17 protein-coding genes are annotated in these 20,325 nt (G+C 59.8%); 4 read left to right on the top strand and 13 right to left on the bottom strand.

Annotation, left to right across the window (positions count from 1 at the left end; genetic code table 11):
• Window positions 1–639 (top strand): tyrosine-type recombinase/integrase (locus NCS02_RS32275; RefSeq protein WP_250523527.1); only part of this gene is annotated, 639 nt, incomplete at its 5' end.
• Window positions 640–713: 74 nt separating this feature from the next.
• A complete protein-coding gene (locus NCS02_RS32270; RefSeq protein WP_239294601.1) occupies window positions 714–983 on the top strand; it encodes a DUF1488 family protein in 270 nt (89 codons plus the stop codon).
• Window positions 984–1,317: 334 nt separating this feature from the next.
• On the opposite strand, the gene NCS02_RS32265 is transcribed toward NCS02_RS32270, so the two are convergent.
• The 4 genes from NCS02_RS32265 to NCS02_RS32250 form a co-directional block, all read right to left on the bottom strand.
• On the bottom strand, window positions 1,318–3,372 hold the full coding sequence (locus NCS02_RS32265; protein ID WP_250508235.1) for a hybrid sensor histidine kinase/response regulator: 2,055 nt from the start codon (window positions 3,370–3,372) through the stop codon (window positions 1,318–1,320).
• 7 nt (window positions 3,373–3,379) lie between these two features.
• Window positions 3,380–4,879 carry an ATPase domain-containing protein gene (locus NCS02_RS32260; protein WP_250508234.1) on the bottom strand — a complete coding sequence of 500 codons (1,500 nt, stop codon included), beginning with the start codon at window positions 4,877–4,879 and terminating at the stop codon, window positions 3,380–3,382.
• Window positions 4,869–5,231, bottom strand: coding sequence for a HigA family addiction module antitoxin (locus tag NCS02_RS32255; RefSeq protein WP_250508233.1), 363 nt, complete (start codon window positions 5,229–5,231; stop codon window positions 4,869–4,871). Before NCS02_RS32255 ends, NCS02_RS32260 begins: the two co-directional genes overlap by 11 nt.
• Window positions 5,232–5,815: 584 nt before the next feature.
• Window positions 5,816–6,079 carry a hypothetical protein gene (locus NCS02_RS32250; RefSeq protein WP_250482584.1) on the bottom strand — a complete coding sequence of 88 codons (264 nt, stop codon included), beginning with the start codon at window positions 6,077–6,079 and terminating at the stop codon, window positions 5,816–5,818.
• Window positions 6,080–7,137: 1,058 nt separating this feature from the next.
• On the opposite strand from NCS02_RS32250, the gene NCS02_RS32245 reads away from it, so the two are divergent.
• Window positions 7,138–7,314 carry a hypothetical protein gene (locus NCS02_RS32245; RefSeq protein ID WP_239294607.1) on the top strand — a complete coding sequence of 59 codons (177 nt, stop codon included), beginning with the start codon at window positions 7,138–7,140 and terminating at the stop codon, window positions 7,312–7,314.
• A 428-nt stretch (window positions 7,315–7,742) separates the two neighbouring features.
• Here NCS02_RS32245 and NCS02_RS32240 read toward each other — a convergent pair whose 3' ends face one another.
• The 9 genes from NCS02_RS32240 to NCS02_RS32200 all read right to left on the bottom strand — a co-directional run bounded on the left by NCS02_RS32240 (window position 7,743) and on the right by NCS02_RS32200 (window position 19,660).
• Window positions 7,743–8,354, bottom strand: a complete 612-nt coding sequence (locus NCS02_RS32240; RefSeq protein ID WP_239294608.1) for a hypothetical protein — start codon at window positions 8,352–8,354, stop codon at window positions 7,743–7,745.
• A 77-nt stretch (window positions 8,355–8,431) separates the two neighbouring features.
• Complete coding sequence (locus NCS02_RS32235) at window positions 8,432–11,446, bottom strand: DEAD/DEAH box helicase family protein (protein WP_250508232.1); 3,015 nt, start codon at window positions 11,444–11,446, stop codon at window positions 8,432–8,434.
• Window positions 11,443–13,488, bottom strand: coding sequence for a phospholipase D-like domain-containing protein (locus tag NCS02_RS32230; RefSeq protein WP_250508231.1), 2,046 nt, complete (start codon window positions 13,486–13,488; stop codon window positions 11,443–11,445). The genes NCS02_RS32235 and NCS02_RS32230 overlap by 4 nt, the downstream gene beginning before the upstream one ends.
• Entirely contained in the window at window positions 13,485–14,777 is a 1,293-nt protein-coding gene (locus tag NCS02_RS32225; protein ID WP_250508230.1) for a hypothetical protein, read from the bottom strand. Before NCS02_RS32225 ends, NCS02_RS32230 begins: the two co-directional genes overlap by 4 nt.
• Window positions 14,778–14,829: 52 nt before the next feature.
• On the bottom strand, window positions 14,830–15,531 hold the full coding sequence (locus tag NCS02_RS32220; protein WP_250508229.1) for a hypothetical protein: 702 nt from the start codon (window positions 15,529–15,531) through the stop codon (window positions 14,830–14,832).
• A gap of 70 nt (window positions 15,532–15,601) precedes the next feature.
• Window positions 15,602–15,814, bottom strand: coding sequence for a hypothetical protein (locus tag NCS02_RS32215; protein ID WP_250520373.1), 213 nt, complete (start codon window positions 15,812–15,814; stop codon window positions 15,602–15,604).
• Between the two features lie 24 nt (window positions 15,815–15,838).
• Window positions 15,839–15,982 carry a hypothetical protein gene (locus NCS02_RS32210; protein WP_250520372.1) on the bottom strand — a complete coding sequence of 48 codons (144 nt, stop codon included), beginning with the start codon at window positions 15,980–15,982 and terminating at the stop codon, window positions 15,839–15,841.
• Between the two features lie 127 nt (window positions 15,983–16,109).
• Window positions 16,110–17,819 (bottom strand): LeoA/HP0731 family dynamin-like GTPase, encoded by a 1,710-nt coding sequence (locus NCS02_RS32205; RefSeq protein WP_250482588.1) that lies wholly within the window; start codon window positions 17,817–17,819, stop codon window positions 16,110–16,112.
• Window positions 17,816–19,660 (bottom strand): hypothetical protein, encoded by a 1,845-nt coding sequence (locus NCS02_RS32200; RefSeq protein ID WP_250508228.1) that lies wholly within the window; start codon window positions 19,658–19,660, stop codon window positions 17,816–17,818. Before NCS02_RS32200 ends, NCS02_RS32205 begins: the two co-directional genes overlap by 4 nt.
• A 6-nt stretch (window positions 19,661–19,666) precedes the next feature.
• Between NCS02_RS32200 and NCS02_RS32195 the strand changes: the two genes are divergently transcribed.
• Window positions 19,667–20,125, top strand: a complete 459-nt coding sequence (locus NCS02_RS32195) for a hypothetical protein (RefSeq protein ID WP_250520371.1) — start codon at window positions 19,667–19,669, stop codon at window positions 20,123–20,125.
• Window positions 20,126–20,325 lie beyond the last annotated feature (200 nt).

Below are 20,325 nucleotides of genomic sequence, written 5' to 3'. Positions count from 1 at the left end.
ACGATGCCTATGGAAACGGACCGCGAAAAAGCCCACGCGTACCGCGTCCGATGGCTGTTCACGCTGCTCTATCTCGGTGGGCTGCGCATCGCGGAAGTCGGCGCGAACACCATGGGCCAGTTCTTCGTGCGACGCGATGGGGACAGCAACCTGCGCTGGTGGCTTGCCGTTCAGGGCAAGGGCGACAAGCAACGGTTGGTGCCCGCCACGCGTGAGATGATGATGGAGCTATCACGCTATCGGCAGCACCTCGGATTGAGCGCGCTACCCTCGCCCAACGACGATACGCCGCTCGTTCTGCCGATCGGCGCCGCGAGCTCAAACGAACGCGCCGAGTCCTGCGCGCCTCTCACACGCGCAGCGCTCCATGCCATCGTGAAGGATGTGTTCGCGCGCGCCGCGGCGCGCCTTCGTGAGCGAGACGATGCGCCGAGCGCGCGGGCCGATTTGCTCGAGAAGGCTTCCGCCCACTGGCTACGGCACAGCGCCGGTTCCCACATGGCCGACAGCAAGGTCGACCTGCGCATGGTTCGCGACAACCTCGGACACGCATCGCTGACCACGACTAGCATCTACTTGCATGTCGACGACGATCGGCGTCATCAGGAAACCGAAGAAAAGCACCGGGTAGACTGGTGAAGATTATCGACGTGCCCCCAACGTGTCGCCACGCAGCGCCCTTTGCTCTTCATCCAGTGATCGCAACACCGTTCATGAAAGTACTTGTGCCAGCACCGCAGATCTCTGCAGATAAGCAGACTGTAACCTTCGTCCTCGAGTGGCGCGGGGAGACCGTCACATGCGTCGTACCGCGCCAGTGTCTGGAGACGTTCTTCTGGCTCCCGCCCGGTGCAGATGATGCTCGAACGGTGAGAGTGTTTGCGGACGGGTTTGCCCGCATCGAAGCGATCGCCCGGCGTAAGTTGCTGGCGCGTCCGACGCGCAGCATCCGACTTACGAGCGCAGACTTTTCGAACGGCTGAGGACCTGCGGTTCGCTTTGCAGGCCGCTCTCAAGCATCGCTGAGCCCAGCGGCAATTTTACCGGGGTCGACCAGCAGAGACCATTAGTTGCGTCGAGGGATAGGCAAGAATCGTCGCGACTTGGCTGATTGCCAAACACCCCGGTCGAGCGTCGTTCGCGTGCGGTGACTGTCGCCCGAACTGCCGGACGCGACCCTCAAGAGCCATTCGATCCAGTGCGATGCGGATGGCCGATACTGATCTTGGAGCGGCCATACGACGTCGCGCCGATGCTGCCATTCGTAGATGGGGTGACGAAGGTGGAAATACCTTCAACCCCCGTAAGCCAGGTGCCTCAATGGTTAGGCATCACCGCCTTGGCAATCTCCGAAAGGAGCTGGCTTTGCTGATATGGCTTTCGCAATTTCGGGAGATCGGCCTCTGTACCCTCGGGCAATTCCGCATAACCCGTTGCAAGGATGACCGGCAAGGAAGGCCTCAGCAACTGAGCAGCCTTCGCCAGTTCAAGTCCAGTCATTTTGGGCATCGAATAATCTGTCAGCATCACATCGACCTCGCGATCGCTACGTAAAACTTCAAGCGCGGCGTGACCCGAATTCACTTCAATCACGATTTGCCCCAGATCTTGCAGCAGGAAAGACGTGCTGGAGGAAATCAGCGGATCATCGTCTACAACCAGCACCGTTGCCCGTAACTGCGGGGTATTTTCCTGGGCGTCACTATGCAACGCTTCCGGGATGACGGACATGGCACGTGTGTCAGCGGCCGGGAGCCAGATCGTTGCTCGCGTGCCGCTTCCTGATTCGCTTTCTAGACGGAGCGCCCCGTGCAACTGGCGGACTAGACCATGAATCATGGATAAGCCAAGTCCCGTTCCTTTACCCAATTCCTTCGTCGTGAAGAACGGCTCAGTGGCTTTAGCAAGCGTTGCGGCATCCATACCTGTGCCAGTATCGGCGACTGTTACACGAACATATTCCCCATCCGCCAGTTCACTGTCACCCTTCAAATACAAAGTGTCGACTGTAATCTCAATGATACCGCCGTCCGGCATAGCGTCACGGGCGTTCACAACGAGGTTCAAGATTGCCAGTTCAACCTGATTCGCATCGGCCATCGTGTATGGAAGATTGGCGACCGCGTTCACTCTCAGCTCGATTACCGAGGTGAGCGATCGCTCGAGCAGGTCGGTCATTCCAGACACTAACCCCGACATCTGCACGGGCTCAACCTTGAGCACTTGCTGGCGCGCGAACGCAAGAAGCCGTTGCGTCAGTGCGGCACCTCGTTGCGCGCCCTTGAACGCGCCATCCACTAATCGGCCGACGCGTTCATGTGAGGGCACTTCTTTTCGCACAAGCTCCAGATTCGCCATGATGGCCATGAGAAGATTGTTGAAATCGTGCGCGATGCCGCCAGTCAACTGCCCGATCATCTCGAGTTTCTGAATCTGCCTTAACAACTTCTCGGTGTCTTCGCGCTGTTGAATTTCCTCGAGCACAGTACGATGGGCATTCTGGAGTTCGGCCGTTCGCTCCATGACTTTCGCTTCAAGCGTCTCATTGACTCGACGCAGTTGATCTTCCGCTGTCTTGCGCGCAGTGATGTCAGAAGATACACCGACCAGCCGAGACGCCTTTTCACGACTATCAAGCACTATACGTGCACGGATGTCGACCCACCGAATTGATCCATCAGGTACGACGACGCGATATTCAATCACATAATCACAGCCCGTCTGGACGCTGTTTTTCACCGCAGCTTGCATTCTCGGTCGATCGTCTGGGTGGACACTGGCGATAAGGTGCTCATAGGTGAAACTCTCGTCCTCACTACGTCCAAAAATCGCCTTGCAGGTTGTTGATGCTGTCAGCGTCAAAGTATCCAGGTCTAAAGTCCACGAACCGAGCTGCCCAGCGGTTAAAGCTGTGCGTAGGCGCAGCTCCCCTTCATGCAACTCCTGGATCCGGGCCCGAGCCTCAAACTGGCGACGTCGGCCACGTACCGCAGTCTCCACAACGCTTACGAAGGTGGTTGGGTGAAACGGTCGCTCAATGAACGTCACGTTTCCAAGCGCTTTAGTCAGCCGCTCGGCCACAAGCCTGCGATCGGTAGTGCCGATTCGACGCGTTAAAACGATAAACGGTAAGTCGGACCATGGGGGCTGTGCTTCTATCCACTGTGTCAGCGCGGTGATATCAGTGCCATTTAACGCCTCGTCGGCAATGATTGCGCAACAAATATCGTCGCTCAGTCCGGCACATAGGTGCCCCATGTCGGCACGGGCTCTGGATTGGACTCCAGTTGCAGTTAAAAGCTCTTGAGCTACGCTTAGGTCGCGTCCAGACGGCGTGAGAATGAGGGCCGGACAGTGTTCGATCTCTGACATCCGACGGCTAGTCCTGTTTCGGCGTGAGAAGCGGCGCGGAATTCCCCACAAAGGTCGGTACTCCACGCAACACACCCTGGAACTCGTCTAGTGGGCCTCCAAGCGTCAGCCCTTTGGAACTGATACGAAACTCGCGGATCGACTCTTCATGTGCACCCGTGCGCTTCTTGATGACGGATACTGCACGGCGGACGCGACCTAGCGCCTCGAAATAGCGAAGAAGGATCACGGTGTCTGCCAAGTACGTCACGTCTACCGGCGCTTTCATATCCCCAACTAGACCATGTTGTGCGACTGTCAAGAACGTATTTGCGCCCTGCCGGTTAAGATATTGGAGCAGTTCGTGTATATGCAGTACGAGCGCATTCTCCTCAGGCATGGCCGCCTGGTAGCCGTTTAGACTATCGATGACAACCGTTTTTGCCTGCATCCCGTCGACGCTGGCTCGCACTCGGTGAGCGAATTCGCCGGGTGACAATTCAGCAGCATCCAGTTGTTCGATATGGAGGTTGCCCAACTCTTTCATGGCTTGAAGATCGATTCCCATAGTGCGGACCCGATCAAACAGTAACCCGAGCTCTTCGTCGAACACGAACATCGCCGCTTTCTCGCCTCGCCGCACAGCGGCCGCAACGAATTGGATGGCGAACAAGCTTTTCCCGGTCCCAGCAGGGCCAAGAATGAGGGTACTAGAGCCCTGCTCTACCCCGCCACCAAGCAAAGCATCCAACTCCGCGACATCGCTTGTCATCTGAGTTCGCGCGAAGCTGGTGCGATGTTCACCGGACACCAATCGTGGGTAGACTGCTACACCCCCCTTCTTGATTGCGAAGTCATGATAGCCACCCCGAAATTTCTGTCCTCGGTACTTGAGCACCCTAAGACGTCGCCTCTCCGCACCGTATTGTGGCGATAGTTCCTCCAACTTGATGACACCATGAGCCACGCTATGCACCGTTTTGTCGGCAGCTTCGGATGTCATATCGTCGAGCAGCAAGACGGTCGCATCGCGACCTGCGAAATAATGTTTAAACGCAAGGATTTGTCTACGATAGCGCAACGAACTCTGCGCAAGCAGACGAATCTCCGAGAGGCTGTCGATCACGACTCGCATGGGCCGATTCCGCTCGAACTCTTCAAGGATGGCGCGCGTCGTCTCGCCCAACTCAAGGTCGGACGAATAGAGGAGCGTCTGCTGTTGTTCCGGGTCCAGCAGGTTCTCCGATGGGCTAACTTCAAAGATGCTTATCTCGTCTGCGAGCGTCCACCCATGTGACAGTGAGCTCCGTCGTAGTTCGGACGTCGTTTCCGATAACGTAATGTACAGGCAGGGTTCGCCCAATTCTGCGCCAGCCATTAGGAAACGAAGCGCTATCGTCGTCTTGCCGGTGCCAGGGCTTCCTTCAAGCAAAAACACGTTGCCCCTGCTTAAGCCACCGGCAAGGATGTCATCCAAGCCGGGCACCCCGGTTTCTGCGTAGGTCGAATCAAGGGTGTTAGCGTCCATCGGTCGCTCCGAGCTTCTTCATCACTTTATTCGGGATACGGTATTGAGGAATATGGGGTAACAATTGCGCCAGCGATGAGCGGGCGTTGCCTAACTCGTACGCACACTGCAGTTCGAGCCAAAACATGGCCGAGATTCCGCATAACGCTTCAAGCCTCACCGCCATTTCTGGTGTAACGCTTGCGCTCGCGTCGAAGATCCGATGTAAGGTTTGACGAGACACACCCAGATCTCGAGCCGCCTGGCTTACCGAGAGATCCAGACACGGCAGCACAAAATCCTTCAGAACGCTGCCCGGATGTCGGGCTTCGCGAAGGGAATGCGCTACCTCCAAGGGTACTGACTCAGACATGGGTGTAACCTCCTACGTGACACATTGGTCAGCATAGCACGTTCCCATCGCTGCGAACGCACGGCTGATCCAAGCCGTGCTACGCGGCTTGGTCCAGCAATTCAGGCGGGCTACTTGTTCGCGCGATGATTGGCTGATTGTCAAAAACCGCTTTTTTGGTCGCACGCTCAGCAGCGTCGCCGCATCCATGCACGGGATGGTGCAGAGAGTGTCGTACTTGAAATTGGCACCCGCGTCGTTAGCAGTCTGATCCCGCTACAAGTGAGCAATGAAGTGCTATCCATCGCCGCCGTCCGGAGGAATGTCGGCTCAGTGCGCAGAGAAAACGGAGGCCGTAAGCAAACCTATATTCAAACGGGGCCGGCTTACGGCGGCAATGGACTAGACGTCACGCGCAATATACGGCGGCTTTCGCGGGAGGAGCGGCCGCTCAAGTGGCCGACTTTTGCTACGAACGAAATGCTGAAACTGGCCGGTCAGCGTCATAAGATGTCCCTTGCCAGCAGACGGGGCACCGCCGGCGCCTGACTCAGTCCCAAATGCAGTCGACGTCGTGCCCGCGAAGAAAGTTCTCGGTGCGCGCCTCACAAAGAGGTGTCTGCTGATGCAGCGAGTAAATAAACTGCGGCGCTTTTGAAGTCGAAGTGCCACGCGCCGATCGACTGCTGCGCGTAATACGCGTCCCGGCCGCGTCTCCTTAGCTGCATGTCAGCAGTCCAGTCGCTTTTCAGAAATTTCTGCGGTAAGGCATGATGGTCGCGGTGCGACATGCTTGGGATTGGAACATAGTCATTTGGACGTATGTTGATCATCGCCCTACCCTCCAAGCGTTCTTCGACAATCGCCATAGGTCAGTCCGCTGCGCGTCAAGGGCATCCGAATCCGCCGCAGGCAGCGCTGCCAACTCTCAGCAAGAGATTCGAGCTAGTCCGACAGCGCCTCGCGTAGTACGTGCTGGCCGTCATTCCGTCGCCGAGTTGGCGGCCCGATATCTCGCTTGAATACGTGGCGTTCGCAGCCTACGATAGCCTTACCAAAGTCTTGGTACAGGTGAAACCCACTGCCCTAATTGCGCCCGCTGAACCCCCAATGGTGCAAAACAATTCAGCGCGTAGCTGCAGGAGGATCAAATGCGTTCGCGATCATTTGTTGTTTTGCTTCTCTTATTCTCGAGCTTGTCGTTTGCCGACGATATGGGTCGCGGTGGGCACCGACCCGACGATCGACGGGTTCCTAGGTTATTCGATGCTCAGGGCAAAGTGGTGGGACCGATTGAGACGTTCCGGAGCGAACCCGGAGTGTATCTCACGATCAACGGTGCTCTGACTTTCGTTGCGGTGCGCCGTCAGGCAACTGCAGACTACAGCCAGTATTCTGCTTCGCAATTCCAATGGGCCGATACAGCTTTCATACCGTACACAGGCCCAAATTGTAGCGGGTCCCCCATCATTGTGTATTACGACGGACCCCGTCCTTCCATGGCCGTCAGGCAGGGCGCTGATGTCGTGGTCTACGTCGCAGCCGACGCATGGTCCGCGCCGGCGGCAGCCGCGTCGGTGCGACAAAGCCCAAACTCAAGTGAGTGCACCCCGTACGGTTCGACGATACCGTCTGCATTCACGCCTGAGAGCACCTATCCCATCACTCAATTCTTCCCAGAACCGCTAACGATCCGGTACTGACGCACCGATGGGTCAACTGCGGTATCGCGGATCCGCCTGCTATTGGCGACTTCCACGACCGTCCGCCGTGTCCGTCGACGTCCTAGATCGGCTTGTTGTATGGCTGGAAGGGCCGAGCCACCTAGGTACTCGCGCGGCAACCTTGAAGTAGCGTCGGAGGTTCAGCGCGCCTCTGACGGGCGCAGCGGCGAACTACGGCGGACGATCCGCACGGCGGACTCAAGATGCTGTTGGTCGTGTCAGAACTGCACGCGCTGTTGCAAGGCAACGGTCTGGGCGACGTCGTGATCTGGCCGGCGTATCGCCAGGCTGGGATGCATACGGTATGCGAGGACTGGACAGCCAGGACCAACGTAGTCCGGGAACTGCGCCAGACCTTGATGGACAACGTGCTGGTCTAACCGTGCACTATCTCAACGAATCCTCACCCGGGCTCGTTTTTTGTGCCCAGCTAAGACAGGCGGCTGATAAGTCCGCGGCGATCGAGTGAGGCGGCGAACGCGGGAGCCGAACCTGTCAGATGTGATCCATCGTCTCCGCGTCTGCCCGTCGTCCGGGCGCATGACAACTTCCCGGAACTTACCAGCGAACTTGACAATGTGCCGGCCGATCCAGCAATCAGTGAAGCCCGGTTGATCCGTTAAAAAGCAGTGGGTGACGAGGAGAATCCTCCGGCCGGGTGCAACGCCGTCGATTTCCCGCCCGATCTGTTTGCGCCGTAGAAGGCGGCACAGTATCCCTCCAGGTGATGCATCACGAGCCGAATCTCGCGCTTGTGACGGTCGGACGCGGCTTTTACGTGGTCATTCTCCATACTGCGAACGTGCTCTCAGTTAGAAAAGCTGTCAATCCACTGCTCCACCAACACGTCGACAGTCGCGTTCTCGCGCGCCGCGCGCTCGAGAAGCTTTTCGTACAAATCGCCGCGGATTGTAGCCATCAGGCGCACGTCGCCCGAGACCCCAGCCGAGTCCTTGTCTTCAAGCGCAGCCGGTTTCTTTCGATATGGCGGGGTGAAGCCAAATACCTCAAACAGCGTGTTCTGACTCGTTACGCCCAACCGAGTCAGCCAATCACGCACGCACGCCTGCCCTTCGGTGAGCGACCCTGAGACCACCGCGCGAAAGTCCAGTCCTCGCTGTGGCGCTTGTATGTAGACCGCGACTGATTTCTCAGCGATCCGCTTGGCGATTGCCTCATACTTGTCCGCGAGCATCGCACGCTGATGCGCGCCATAGCCTGCCCAATCGTCGCCGGCAAAAGAATGGGCGATTTCCACTGCAAGCCTGCTCTTAAGCGAAATCGCGAGCCCGCGCTTCGGGACAACATTGTCGCGGATGAGCGCCGCCACGACCGCTGCGTACGCCTGGACCTTCCAGTCAGCATTGCGCGCCAGCTCGATCTTCAGGCTGGACAGATTGCCCGTGCCATCGACTACCATTCCTTTTCCTTTTCCATGTCCTGTGTACCATGGCCGCCGGATGGTCGGGGTATCGACTTATCTCGTCAGACGGCGCACTAGATCTCCTGCCATGTCGCCAGACGTGGCTCGAATGGCGAGGTCAGCGCATCGGACAATTGTTCGGGGATATCGTTGTTGTCGAGCAAGGCCGTCTTCATGTCGGGACTATCCTGCTCGCGAATTTCCTCCATACGATGCAGCGAGCGCTGGTAGTCATTCAGGCGCATGGAAAGATCGCGGATCTGCAGCCATTCGAGGCTTTCCGTCACATGAGGAAAGCGAATGCCGATGCCGCGATCACGCAGCGCATCGTCGCTGGCGGCGAAGCGCTCGTTCAGCAGCCGCTGCGATTGGGACCCCACACGATCTACCCGTCCGTTTTTCTGCTCGATCCCAATCGGGCTGCCCGAGATGCCGAAGTGCGTGACGTGACGACAGTAGGTATGCAGATCCTCGCCTTCCTGAAAAACGCTGGTAGAAACGAGAACCATCGGATAGCCCGGCATGCGAAAGCGCCACGCGATATCGGGCCGCGAGACCGCATTCTGGCCGCTCGCCCATTCGACCGGTTCGAGCGAGGTAATCCGCTGCGCGATCGCCCTGCGCCATGCCTGCCGGTCAACGCTGGTTCCGATATCGCTCAGATTGGTCTTGCGCAAGTAAGTCCAGCCTTGCGCGAGTTGCCGGAACACCCGGTAACTGTTGAACGACTCGCGGTCTTTCGACTGTGCCGCCACGCGCTGGCTGAACGAGCGCACTTGCTCCTCCACCGCCAGCCGGCGATCCGATTCGGAGCCGGTGGAACAGGACAACCATAAGTCGATAAACGGATGATCCAGCCGCGTCACCGCGAAAAGCACCTCTCGATACAGATCGAATTCCGCCAGAAGATCTTCGTCGGCGCGGCCTTCGCGCAACGCGCCGAGCAGCGTTGTGCAAAGCGGCCACAGCGCGTCGAGCAGTCCGTCATGCGCGCCGAATCCGCTCATCAGCGTCGGCGCGCCGAGTGTGTCGCGGGCGATGGCCGTATCGATTTCGGCGAGCCCGTGATTGTCGCCGCTCGCATACGCCTTGGCCGACCAGGCGATCAGCAGCGAACAAGCCTTGCCCTGCAAGGAATCTTCCGGCCAGGCGCGCTGCCGCATGATGAGCCACGCAATCTGCAGTTGCCGGAAATTGTCGAGGCGCGTGCGCTGCGAAGTCCGGCTGAACTCGCTCGCGATGCGGGCCAGTTCGCCGTATTGATCTTGGTCGATATCGCCGAGCCAGTCTTTGAGCAGACGGCGCCAGTCGCTTTCACCGAGCAGCGAGCGCCAGTTCGTCTGCGTCGTAAGCTCTTCGCGCAAACGCTCGGGCGTCGGCCGGCCGGATGCATCCGCGAGTCGCTCGCCAGCTTTGTCCGTCTTGCCACGAAAAAACCAGCAGAACAGATTTTCGAACGAAGCGGGTAATACTTCGTCGCGTCCGTCCGGTGCTGTCGTGCGCGCAGCGACGCTTTCCTCCGCCGCGCGCGGTTTCCGGTCACGCCCGAAGCATCGCCATGTCTCTTGCGGCACACCGGTTTCCGGGTAAAGCATCCCGGCGAGCCACGCATCATAAGCGCCGTCGATACGCGCCTTCAGATCGGAGATGCTTCGGATACGCCGCACGAAGACGAGTTGCTTTTCGCCCGCGCCGAATGCGGCCTGTGCAATACGCCGCGCTTCGCGCTCAAGCTTCGGATGAGGTGGCTCATCGTGCGGGAAGCGCTTGCACCACGACTCCGACAGCGCTGTCAGCAGACTGGCATCTTTAGAGAGCTCCGCGCCGCTGTTGGCGGCATCGCCGCGCACATCGAGCATTTCGGTGGCCGGTTCTTTCGCGGCGCCGGTCGAGCGCCTGGGCGAATACGACTCCCACGATGAAAACATGGCGAGCGGAAAGGTGGTGGCTTCTTCGGACTCCACCAGCCTTTTTTGCACGACGGCCGTGTAGAGACGTTGCAGCAAGCGATCCGATCGTTCCTGCAAACTCTCCGGCGCGGCGGGCTGACGCAAACCGATCGCCGCCGCACGGCGATATTCGACGCGATATTGATTCCGCGAGCGCGCCTGACCATCGCCGCATCCGAGCGCGTGAGAGCGGCGAACCATGAAAATGGCGAGTGCGCGCTGCACATCGCTCCAGTCGCGCGAACCGTTTTCGTCGCGCGGCTTCAATCCATGCAGGCGATCCAGCAATTGCCCCGCGCGAGGCTCCGCGATCGCGAGTTGCGCGCGCAATTGACCGAGATCGCGATCGAATGGCGTGGCCGACAACAACAGCGCACCGCGATAGACCGGCTCGTGTTCCGGCCCGCGCAATGCCAGCTTGATGAATCTGGCGCGATCCGACGATGTCGATCGCAGCAGATGCGCTTCGTCGAACACGAGAAGATCGTAGCCATGTTCGCGGATCTTCTCGTACGTGCAGCGCGCCACGGCTTCCTTCATCGCGCTTTTATCCGCGATGCCGGACCACTGATCCGCACCGGGCCAATTCTTCAGCGACTTCGCCCATTTGCTCACATCGTCGTCGAGTTGGAAACTGAACGCCGAATACGAGATGAAGACGTCTTTTCGCGCGGGGTCGTGGGCACTCACGAGATCCAGGACGGTGCTCGCCTCACGCGGCGTGAATGCCCAGCCATGCCGGAAAGACTTCGGCTGCCGCGATGCATCCAGCGATTTAGAAAGCTGCCGGTCGAGCAAGCGGTTCATGGCGGCGCACTCGCGTCTCGCCCACTTTTCCCGGACATTGCGCGACGGCGTGACGTACAGCACGCGCAAATCCGGCTTGTAGCAACGCAATAAAGCGATGACGGCCAGCGCGACGTAGGTTTTGCCCATCCCGACTTCGTCGGCGAGATACGCGGTCCCGTGACGCAACAGCATGGAATGCAGCGCGAGCGCCCCGCGAAGCTGACTTTCGCCCAGCGAACCAAGATCCGGATCGCCGCCGGACAGGTCGAGTATCTGAGCGGCGCGCGAACGCGACCAGAAATGCTGCTCGCGCAAAAAGGCCACGGACTGATGTGTCGGCTTGTCATTCATGATGCAACCTCGACGGATTTCGGCCGGATGTCGTTCGTGGCCGTCTCGACCTGATCGGGATCGCCCAGAAAAGCGTCGCTGAGCCAGTCGAGCTTGTCTTGCGGAAGATCGCGCAGGCGGGTGGTGCGAAGCGTTTCGATCAGCTCGCTCGCGCCGCGCGCCACGTCGTCACCGATCCCCGCGTGTTCGTCCGCGATCAATTTGATCCAGTGCAGCACGACCCAGCTTTCGATTTCGTCGAACTCCTCGTTGCCCTCCTCCGACATCATTCGGGCGAGCATGGTCTTGAACGAATCGGTCCGGTCGGTGCAAAGGTAATAGCGCGCGCGTTTCTGCTGTGCCGGCGTGCCGTCGCGTCCTGCTCCCCGCGAGCGCATTTGGTCGCGCAATTGCTGGAATGCGCCGTGGATGTGCGTCATGCGCTCGAACAAATCTTCGCGTGCCGGTGCATGCGCAGGTGCATCGGGCGATACGTTCTGCTGCAACTCAATGCGCTCGATGACGCGCGGCCACACGTCGCCCGCACCGATCCGCGCGCCCCTGGTGCTGCGCCAGAGATCGATCATGCTCCAGACATCGAGCTTGAGTTCCGGCGGCACCGGCCGCAAGTCGAGGTTCTCCTGATGAACCGAAAGGGTCACGGTGCCGCTCGCGGATGCATCGACTCGCCAGTCGATTTCGATCACCGGTTGCACGGCGAAATTCGCGGCGAGCGCCGGAATCGACATTGCCTGGCCCGGAACGAGCGCATACCTAGTCTGCGTGAGGGTATCGCGCCACGAAAGCGCTGCGTTTGCATAAGCCTGTTCGGGATGCTTCGGCGGCAGCACGGTCAGAACGCTGCCGTCCCAGTCGAAGGTCACGTCAAAAACCGGCCCGCTGGGCGACGCCTCCGGGCTTTCGCCTGGCGCACACAGACCCACGGCGAACGCCGCCGGCACCTCGTCGGAGGGTTCGAGCCACGCGTGGTTCTCGTCCGTGTCGGCGAAAATGAAGCCCGCTTCGAAGTTGAGATCGAAAGCGGCTCGGCTGAAGTTCACCGAGCCGATGAACGTGAAGACACCCGGCATCCGGATCACTTTGGCGTGCGTCGTGCGCGGCGTCTTGTTTTCGATCGACGCTGGCGTACATCGTTCGCGCAGCGCGGACTGGCGTGCGAGCGCCGCCCAGCGCACCGTTTCCGAACCGCCGAGCGAATCGAACTGGGCCTTCGTCAACAGACCTTCACGGTCGCGCCACACATCGATGGGCAACCAGACTCTGAGCTCCCGGCAGCCGAGCGAATCGCGCACAGCTTCCGCGAAAGCCACGTGATCGTCCTTGCAGAAAAACGGCGACACGACCTCGAGCGCATGCGTGCCTGCGGGCGCGCGCGACAACGTACTCAGGCGGCGCGTGAAGCGGTTCGTCTCGCGCCCCAGCAGCGCCACGAAGCGCTGCCCCGACTTCGCCTTCGACGGAGCGGGCGATTCCGCTTGCCACGCATCCAGTACCGGATGACGGCGATTCGGCGACACATCGCGAAGCCAGTCGAGCATGAGGTTCAGATCGCCGAAGATATCGGCCGGGACGGCGCTGGCGCGAAACGGCTGTGTGAAATGCCAGGCCTCGATGTTTTCCCACCAGCCCTTCAGAGTCAGGTTTGCCGAACCGCAACCGAGCACCCATTCCACGCGCTTGCGGCCGTTCTCGCGGCGTTCCAGTCGCAGAAAGATGACCTTGCCGTGAAACGCATTTCCCAGCCGCACGGCGTGCAGTTGATACGGCACCCACGGAACGGCGCGATCCCCGGCGTTCGCATCGATGAAAACTTCGATCTCCGGCCGCTCGCCGTCCGGCATGGCACACAGCTTCTCGTTCAATTGAAGCCGACGCACGCCTTCGTGCGATGACAACGCTTCGGACGAATCGAGCAGCAGTGGAACGATGTTCGCCTCGAAGAAATCCGTTTCGAACGCGAAGGTGGTAAAGAGCGCGTGCGTGATGTGCGCGCCAGCGATGGCTTCACGAAATCCGTGTTCAAGCGTGCGAAAGTTCGTCATGCCGCCACCTCGTGATCGACGCTTGCCGCGTGCGCGGATGTGCTGCGCAACAGCGAAATGAACGCGCCGATGAAATAGTCGTTGCTCCATCGCCCGAGCAGCGATCGCGGTTCGGGCAACGCACGCTGTTCGCCCATGATGCCGCGCATGGCACCGCTTTCATCGATATACACCCACGCCGGGCCGCCTCGTTCGCGCATGATTCCGGCGTGAAAGTCGAGCAGCGCATAAATGAACTCCGCGATGGCTCCCGCATGAAGATGTCCGACGACCCGGTACAACTGATCCACGCGTCGTTGCCAGACGCCGGTGAAGATGCGCCGGAACTCGTTTTCCGGCGGCGTTAGCGCGCTCCAGACCGAAGGTTCGCCCCATCCCGCGTCGACGAACCGCTGCACGACCTGCTTCAATGACCTCAGCTGCGGTCCGAGTAGAAAGTCGAATGCCGCAGCCACCACGACGAGCATCCGCTCGAGCTGGATGACATTGCGCGCATACGCCGCGAGCTTCGGTTGGGAAGCCGGATCGGACGCGAGCGTTCTGAAAAGCACGCCGACCTTTTCGATCTGCGCGAAATTCGGGCTGCGAACTTGCTCGTAGATGGCCTGCTGCATGTCGCCATCGCCGTCACGCAGCAGGTGCGCGGCCAGTTCGTCGCGTCCGTGCGAGTCGAGCAGCGGACCGACATCGAGTGTGGCCGGATCGACGTCGATCGTGAGCGCCGGGTTATCCATGCATGCGCGCAGCGTGCCCATGGCGGGAGACAGATAGCGATCAAGGAACGGTTTGACGAGGCGAAATCCTTGCGGCGTGAGCTTGCGCTTCGTGTCGATGAGTTTCGTGCCCATCAGGGCGCTCGAATACAAACCCCACAGACCCGAGCGACGTTGATCGCCGAGAATCCTCGCGGCGGCGCCAGCACCGATCGCGACCGTGCCTCCATTGCGCGCATCGTTGCGCGCGGCAATCATGCGCGTGCCGATCACGTCCGAACGTTCGAAGGCAACGCGGCCCCACGCAGCGAGTTGCTCGAAACGCTCGAAGCGCAAATAGAACAAGGGACTGTCCGGCTCGACTCCATTGGTCTGGCCGCCGCTGCCGCGTGCGGCGACCGCGAAGCCGAGCAGCGTCAGAATGAAATTGTCCAGACTGCGCGTAACCGTCGTGAGATTCCCGACTAGCTTGCGGCCGGCCTGCGACCAGATGGGTTCCAGCCCGACCGGATCGCGACTTCCCTTGGGGCGCCGGCTTTCATCGAGTTCGGTGAAGAAGAAAACAGGATCGTGCATGGAGGCGTCGGTTAGCAGGCGTGTCGAGGAAATGCGTCAGATTTGCGGCGCATCAGACGCTCCAGCGGCGCCGCAGCGTCGCGATACGCGCATCGGCACGCAGCGCGCGGCCGTTGGGTCCGCACAGGTCGACCGAGCCTTCCGGCAGACCGAATACCGCCTCGATGCGCCGCCTGATACTGCCGACACTGGCATCTGCGCGCGCCGCGCGATAGCGGCCGGGAGAACGGGCGCGTCCGGTGGCTTGCTCCGGCATGACTTCACAGACCGCACCGATCTCGTCGATCTCGTCGGTTACTTCGATGTCGTCGCTAGCTGAAGCGGGCCATGGCTCGTCGGATTCGATGAGATTGGATGCGTACCAGCGGTCATCGTCTTCGTTCATCCACACGTGCGCATCTTCTAGATGGATTGCGCACTGCGCGCCGTCCGTGGCGCGTTCGCCAGCGAAGCGCACGCGCGCGTCGCAACTTTCGAATGACTCAAGCAGCACGGCGAGCAGGCCCGGCGCCGCCGCCGCATCCGCCACGAAGATCTGATCCGCAAGCGTCAGTTCACCGAAGCCGACGCTCACCACGCGTTGCAGATACATGCTCGCGCGGGCGTTGGCATCGAAAGCGGCGTAACGGGAGAGCACCGAACGCATCGTCATGATGCAATCGGCATCGGAAAGACTGCCGGATGCGATTTCGAGCGCCGCCGCGTGCGAAGGGGCAACAACGAAATTCAACTGAGACGAAGACCGTGTGGACATGAGTCTGTTTCTGACCATTGAGCGAGTGAGCCGAATACAGCGGATACAATCAAAACGGCGGATAAGGCATTCAGCCGGTCCAACGAAAAACCTTTGTGCGCAAGGTATCGGCGAGTGTGGCGCCCGCGCTTTCCAGCGGCGTTGCCGGACTTCGTTTTACGGCTTCGCTGCCGCAACTCGGGCACGCGCCACCAACGGCGATGGCATCGCTGCGCGGTACGACGATCTGCTTGCAGCCGCAGTCCACGCAGCTCAGCCGGAACGGTGATGTTGGAATGGGCATGGTTCCGCCGGATGGAAGGCTCGGCTAGTGCCCGGCTGACGCGCCTTGCTGGGCGTCGCGCCGGATCTCATCGATATATGCGCAAACGGCCGTGGCCGAAATCAAGCCGGTAACAAAAACGATCGCGAACGCGGCGAGGTGTTCCAGCGGCGAGTAAGTCTTCAGCATATCGAACTCCCTGAGAGCGCAATCGGCGATTGCGTGACCGTCAGTCTAGGCACGGCTTCGGTCAGACCGTGTCCGAAGCCGGCTTTTCATTCGATAAATCCGACCTGCAAGGCGTCGCTTCTCGACCTCACGCGGCGTCCAGCATCCTGAACTCGGCATCGATCGCCTTGCCGCGATTGCGCCATGCCTGGAATTGGGCGCGACGGCGCGTGCCATCGGAAACGCTTTGTTTGACCGCTTCAACGTCGGCGCGCAGTTCCGTCATCTCCGGAAAGAAGCGCGATTCGAACTGTGCGTCGCCGATGAGCGCCAGCAACTCGTCGCGTTGACGTTCGAAGTTCGAAACCATTTCGGCGATCGACTTCCGGAACGCTTCCTCACGACGCATCTTGTCCCACGTGTCCCACAGTTCCAGCGCCAGGCCCAGAGCGGCGAGCGCACCGTTGAGTCCCTTTGCCAGATTGACTGCTCCCCACGGCTTGAACTTCAGCATCTTGCCCAGATCCAGTCCGACGACCTTGGCGACACTCACGATTCCGTCCCGCGCCGCCAGCACCGACGTGTTGTTGATCACGCCGCTCTTGACGACATAGTTCACGCCTTGCTTGCCGTACATGCGCACGGTCTCGTTGAAGTGATTGACCTCGGCCACGAAACCGATCTTCATCTTGTCGACTTCCAGCCTCGCGGACGACAACTGGCGGTCGAACGCGTTTTGGAGATTTGCGTTGAGCACGGCGCCGCCGGCACCGATCTGCCGCTCGAAAAACTCGGCGAAGGTGTCGATCGTCTGCGTGCGCGCCTGAAGGATCAGGTCGGTGAAGAAACGGGTGACGAATTCACGCAAGCCGATTTGCGACTCCAGGATCCGCCCGCTCGCTGCGGTCAACTGCGTGGCCAACTGCGTGTTCATCGTCGACAATTGCTGGAGTTCACGCGCGATCTTGTCGTCCTGTTCCACCGCCACGGGCAATTGTTTGCCGAGCACATCGCGGGCGATACTGCGCCGCGCTTCGTCGACGACCGCGGCCACACCGCCCGCTGCCGACACTTTCTTCGCCGTGGCGTCCTGCAGAAGCGGAATACGCGACAGTCTGCGAAAGCGCTCGAGTTCCGACAACCAGTATTCCGTGCCCATTTCGAACGGATCGGCTGCCACCGCTACAATGGCGAGGCTCGCGCGTTCGGCGTCGGTCAACGCGATCAGATCGCTAAAGCGGCCCGACACGTTCTCGCGCTTGATCGCCAGATTGCGCGCGTATTCGTGCTCATCTTCGACATCGGCGACCGCGTCAAAGCGGCTGAGCACGAACACCGTGCGCGGCAGCAGGTTCAGGTCGCGAAACAGCCATTTCAGATCCTCCGCATGACTTTCCTTGACCGGATTGGCTGGGTCCATCACATACAGCACGAGGTGCGCTTCGCTGACATATCGGCGCGTCAGCTCCTTGTACTTCTCGATGGTGTGCGTCTTCTCGTTTTCCTGCTCCTTAAATCCGAACAGTCCAGGCGTGTCGATCAGCAGACAGTCCGGACCTGCCTCATAGACGGTGACCGCGTTCGACGATTCTTCCTGACTGATCTTCATCGTCGACTTGTCGAGCCGCTCAAGCCACGCCGCGGCGATCGCGGTTTTGCCTTCCGAAAATCCACCGATCAATGCGATACGCAGCTTGTTGTCCTGAACGCTGCGGATGGCCTTGCCGAGCTTGGCTTTCACATTGGCGTCTATATCGATGCCATATGCCTCGCCTTCGGCCAGAAAACCTTCCAGCTCCGATAGAATCTTCAACGTTTCTGCTTGCCGTTCCTTGTACGACTCGACGGTCTGCTTCATGCCATTGCCTCTTTTTTCTTCGTGTTGGACCGGCGGCCGCTTTGCGGCTGCGCCACTTTGCGGGAATATCGGCTCAGGTTTGCACAAACCTGAATCAGCTCGGTATTCACGTCGTTCGTTTGCTGTATCGACTGCTCGATTTCGGCCTTGATATCGGCCATGCGCTCATCGATGTTCGTGCGCAAATCGGCGCAATTGCTGTTCATCGCGTCGCGCATGAAGTCGACGACGCGCTCCAGGTTTTCGTTCGTCGCCTTGCGCTGCTGAGTCTTCTTGAAATCCGAGTCCACCAGACCCCACAGCGCCTTGGCGATGCTGACGACGATCGTTAGACCGCCGAGCGCGAGCGACACCCAGCCGACCGGATTCCAGATCATCATCACGCCGCCCACGAGCGCGGCGACGAGCGGCGCGTATTTCACGCCACTGTCGAACTGCATGTCGAATTCGAACTCGCGCCGAAAGCCGCGTTCGCCCGTCGGCCGATACGCCTGCTTGAGTTGCTGAAGCCGCTCACGAAAACGGGCGAGCACATTGCCGATGTCACCCTGAAACGTCTGCAACTTGGTTTCCACCGTGGCCGCCAGCAGGCGTTCGAGACCGGACTGCTCGCTTTGGATCGCGCTCTTGAGCACCGATTTGAGATCGTCATTGCCGATGCCCGCTTCGATCTTCCGGTAGACGGCACGCCGGACGTTGGATTCGAACGTCGAGACAGCCTCGGAGGTGAAGTTCTGGATCGACTGATCGAATGCATCCACGGTCAGATCCAACTGCTCGCTGACTCGGATCCAATCCCGCGTGCATGCGAGCGCGAGCGGGCCAACATGCTCCTCTTGCGCCGACCGGAGAGCGACTTCGGCGTCTTTGACGGCACAGTGAACTTTGTTGAGATTCGCCGCGCGAATTCTCGCCTCGCTGTGTGCGACCATCGAACCGGTCAGCATGTCGACGAAATGCCTGAACCCGGCTTTTGCGATCACCTCTTCCACGCCGAACTTCGCGAGAAATTTGTTTCGATTGCGCACCAGATCCGAGTCCGGCACGAGGCATTCCGACGCGGCCAGGAACGCGGGCTGCGCGCTGAGCGCAATGCAGCCGCGATATTTATCGCCGAGCGTCTCACGCATTGTTTCATCGAGCGCGTGGATACCGCCGCGCTCGCCGTCGCTTACCAATTCGGCCTTTTCCAGCGGGATCGGGTTGGTGATGCGCTTGTTGTAAATCGCCCAAACTTCCGTGTGATCTGCCAGATGCGCGCGGATCTTTTCCAGTGTTCCCTGAGCGTCTTCGTCGCCGGTTTGAGGAGGCGCCGCCTTGCCGGTCACATAGAACACCGCGTGCGCCGCCTGGACAGCCCCGAGGATACTGTTGATGACGTCCGTTTCCTTGCCTTCGATACCCGGCACATCGAGCAATTCGAAAAGCTGGCCGTCCGCTTCGAAGGTGTACTGCGCAGTGTCGCGCGTGAAGTCCGAACGCCCCGTGCCGACGATATACCCGTCCGCGAACGGAGCGAGTTCGTCGAGCCGCGCGAGAGCGTCGGCGTGTTGGTCGACCAGGTCCTGAAGCGATTCGCGCGCGATCGTGAGTTCGTCCTCGTCGGAGGCTTGTTCTTCGGCGTGCATCGATTCGACATCGCCCGCCTTCTGAATCGCCTGGCTCAGCAGCGCTTCTTCGGGCAGCTTGCGCAGCAGGTGCATGATTTTCTGCCACCACGACGCCGATCGCTTCTTTTCGTCGATCTTCTCGCGCAGCGCCAGCACGTCGCGCTCGCATTCCTTGCGGGCTGCGTCGCGGCGTACAGCGTTCTCATCGGCCCGGGTCTGCGATGTCGCCACGTGCGCTTGCGCCTGCTCGATGTCCTGACGCAGCGCGGCCAGCGCCGCATCGCTCAGGCCGAACTCTTTCTGAAGCGAGCGAAACCGGGCGTGAGCCTCGCGCTTGGTCTGCTCGCCGAGAAGTATTCGCAGCGTCTCGATGGTCGTCGATTTACCGGCGTTGGTCTCGCCGTAAAACGCAATCGTGAATTTGTCCCAGCGCGCGTGATCGCGCAGCGATTCGATGCGCGTTTTCAGTTCATCATGAACAGGGGCAACGAACTGCTGAACTTGCCTGAGCACTTTCGTCACTTCCGGGTCGACAGACTCATGATCCAGGCGCTTCAGCAATACTTCGATTTCCCTCAAAACAACCTGATGCAGATCCTCGCTGCGCTCATTTACCGCCGTGCCTCGTTGCATTGTTTTTTATGTTTTCCCGTTACCCGCGTTGGCGGAATCTGTGGGGAGCAGCGACAAGCCTGAGTTGTTGCTGCCTCGCTATCAGGTTGACGACATTTACCCGAAGAAATTAAGTGCCAACATCAAAATGAATTCGGGCGGCTACTAGCGCCGGAGCAGTCATGATCCCTGGATTAGGCCGAAAGTCCGAAATGCCTGCAAATTCGCCGATTTGCTTGCGCACAAGCACGATATCGTGCGCTTCGGACATCCGGTGTCCGCTT

This window comes from Caballeronia sp. NCF2 (genome assembly GCF_023631205.1).
GTDB lineage: Bacteria > Pseudomonadota > Gammaproteobacteria > Burkholderiales > Burkholderiaceae > Caballeronia > Caballeronia zhejiangensis.
Note: the sequence above shows the minus strand (reverse complement) of the source record. Positions and strands in the feature narration are given on the sequence as shown.

Coding starts and splice junctions, on each gene's coding strand:
- NCS02_RS32270 (WP_239294601.1), top strand. CDS start 714: ATGAAAGTACTTGTGCCAGCACCGCAGATCTCTGCAGATAAGCAGACT.
- NCS02_RS32265 (WP_250508235.1), bottom strand. CDS start 3,372: ATGTCAGAGATCGAACACTGTCCGGCCCTCATTCTCACGCCGTCTGGA.
- NCS02_RS32260 (WP_250508234.1), bottom strand. CDS start 4,879: ATGGACGCTAACACCCTTGATTCGACCTACGCAGAAACCGGGGTGCCC.
- NCS02_RS32255 (WP_250508233.1), bottom strand. CDS start 5,231: ATGTCTGAGTCAGTACCCTTGGAGGTAGCGCATTCCCTTCGCGAAGCC.
- NCS02_RS32250 (WP_250482584.1), bottom strand. CDS start 6,079: ATGGCGATTGTCGAAGAACGCTTGGAGGGTAGGGCGATGATCAACATA.
- NCS02_RS32245 (WP_239294607.1), top strand. CDS start 7,138: ATGCTGTTGGTCGTGTCAGAACTGCACGCGCTGTTGCAAGGCAACGGT.
- NCS02_RS32240 (WP_239294608.1), bottom strand. CDS start 8,354: ATGGTAGTCGATGGCACGGGCAATCTGTCCAGCCTGAAGATCGAGCTG.
- NCS02_RS32235 (WP_250508232.1), bottom strand. CDS start 11,446: ATGAATGACAAGCCGACACATCAGTCCGTGGCCTTTTTGCGCGAGCAG.
- NCS02_RS32230 (WP_250508231.1), bottom strand. CDS start 13,488: ATGACGAACTTTCGCACGCTTGAACACGGATTTCGTGAAGCCATCGCT.
- NCS02_RS32225 (WP_250508230.1), bottom strand. CDS start 14,777: ATGCACGATCCTGTTTTCTTCTTCACCGAACTCGATGAAAGCCGGCGC.
- NCS02_RS32220 (WP_250508229.1), bottom strand. CDS start 15,531: ATGTCCACACGGTCTTCGTCTCAGTTGAATTTCGTTGTTGCCCCTTCG.
- NCS02_RS32215 (WP_250520373.1), bottom strand. CDS start 15,814: ATGCCCATTCCAACATCACCGTTCCGGCTGAGCTGCGTGGACTGCGGC.
- NCS02_RS32210 (WP_250520372.1), bottom strand. CDS start 15,982: ATGCTGAAGACTTACTCGCCGCTGGAACACCTCGCCGCGTTCGCGATC.
- NCS02_RS32205 (WP_250482588.1), bottom strand. CDS start 17,819: ATGAAGCAGACCGTCGAGTCGTACAAGGAACGGCAAGCAGAAACGTTG.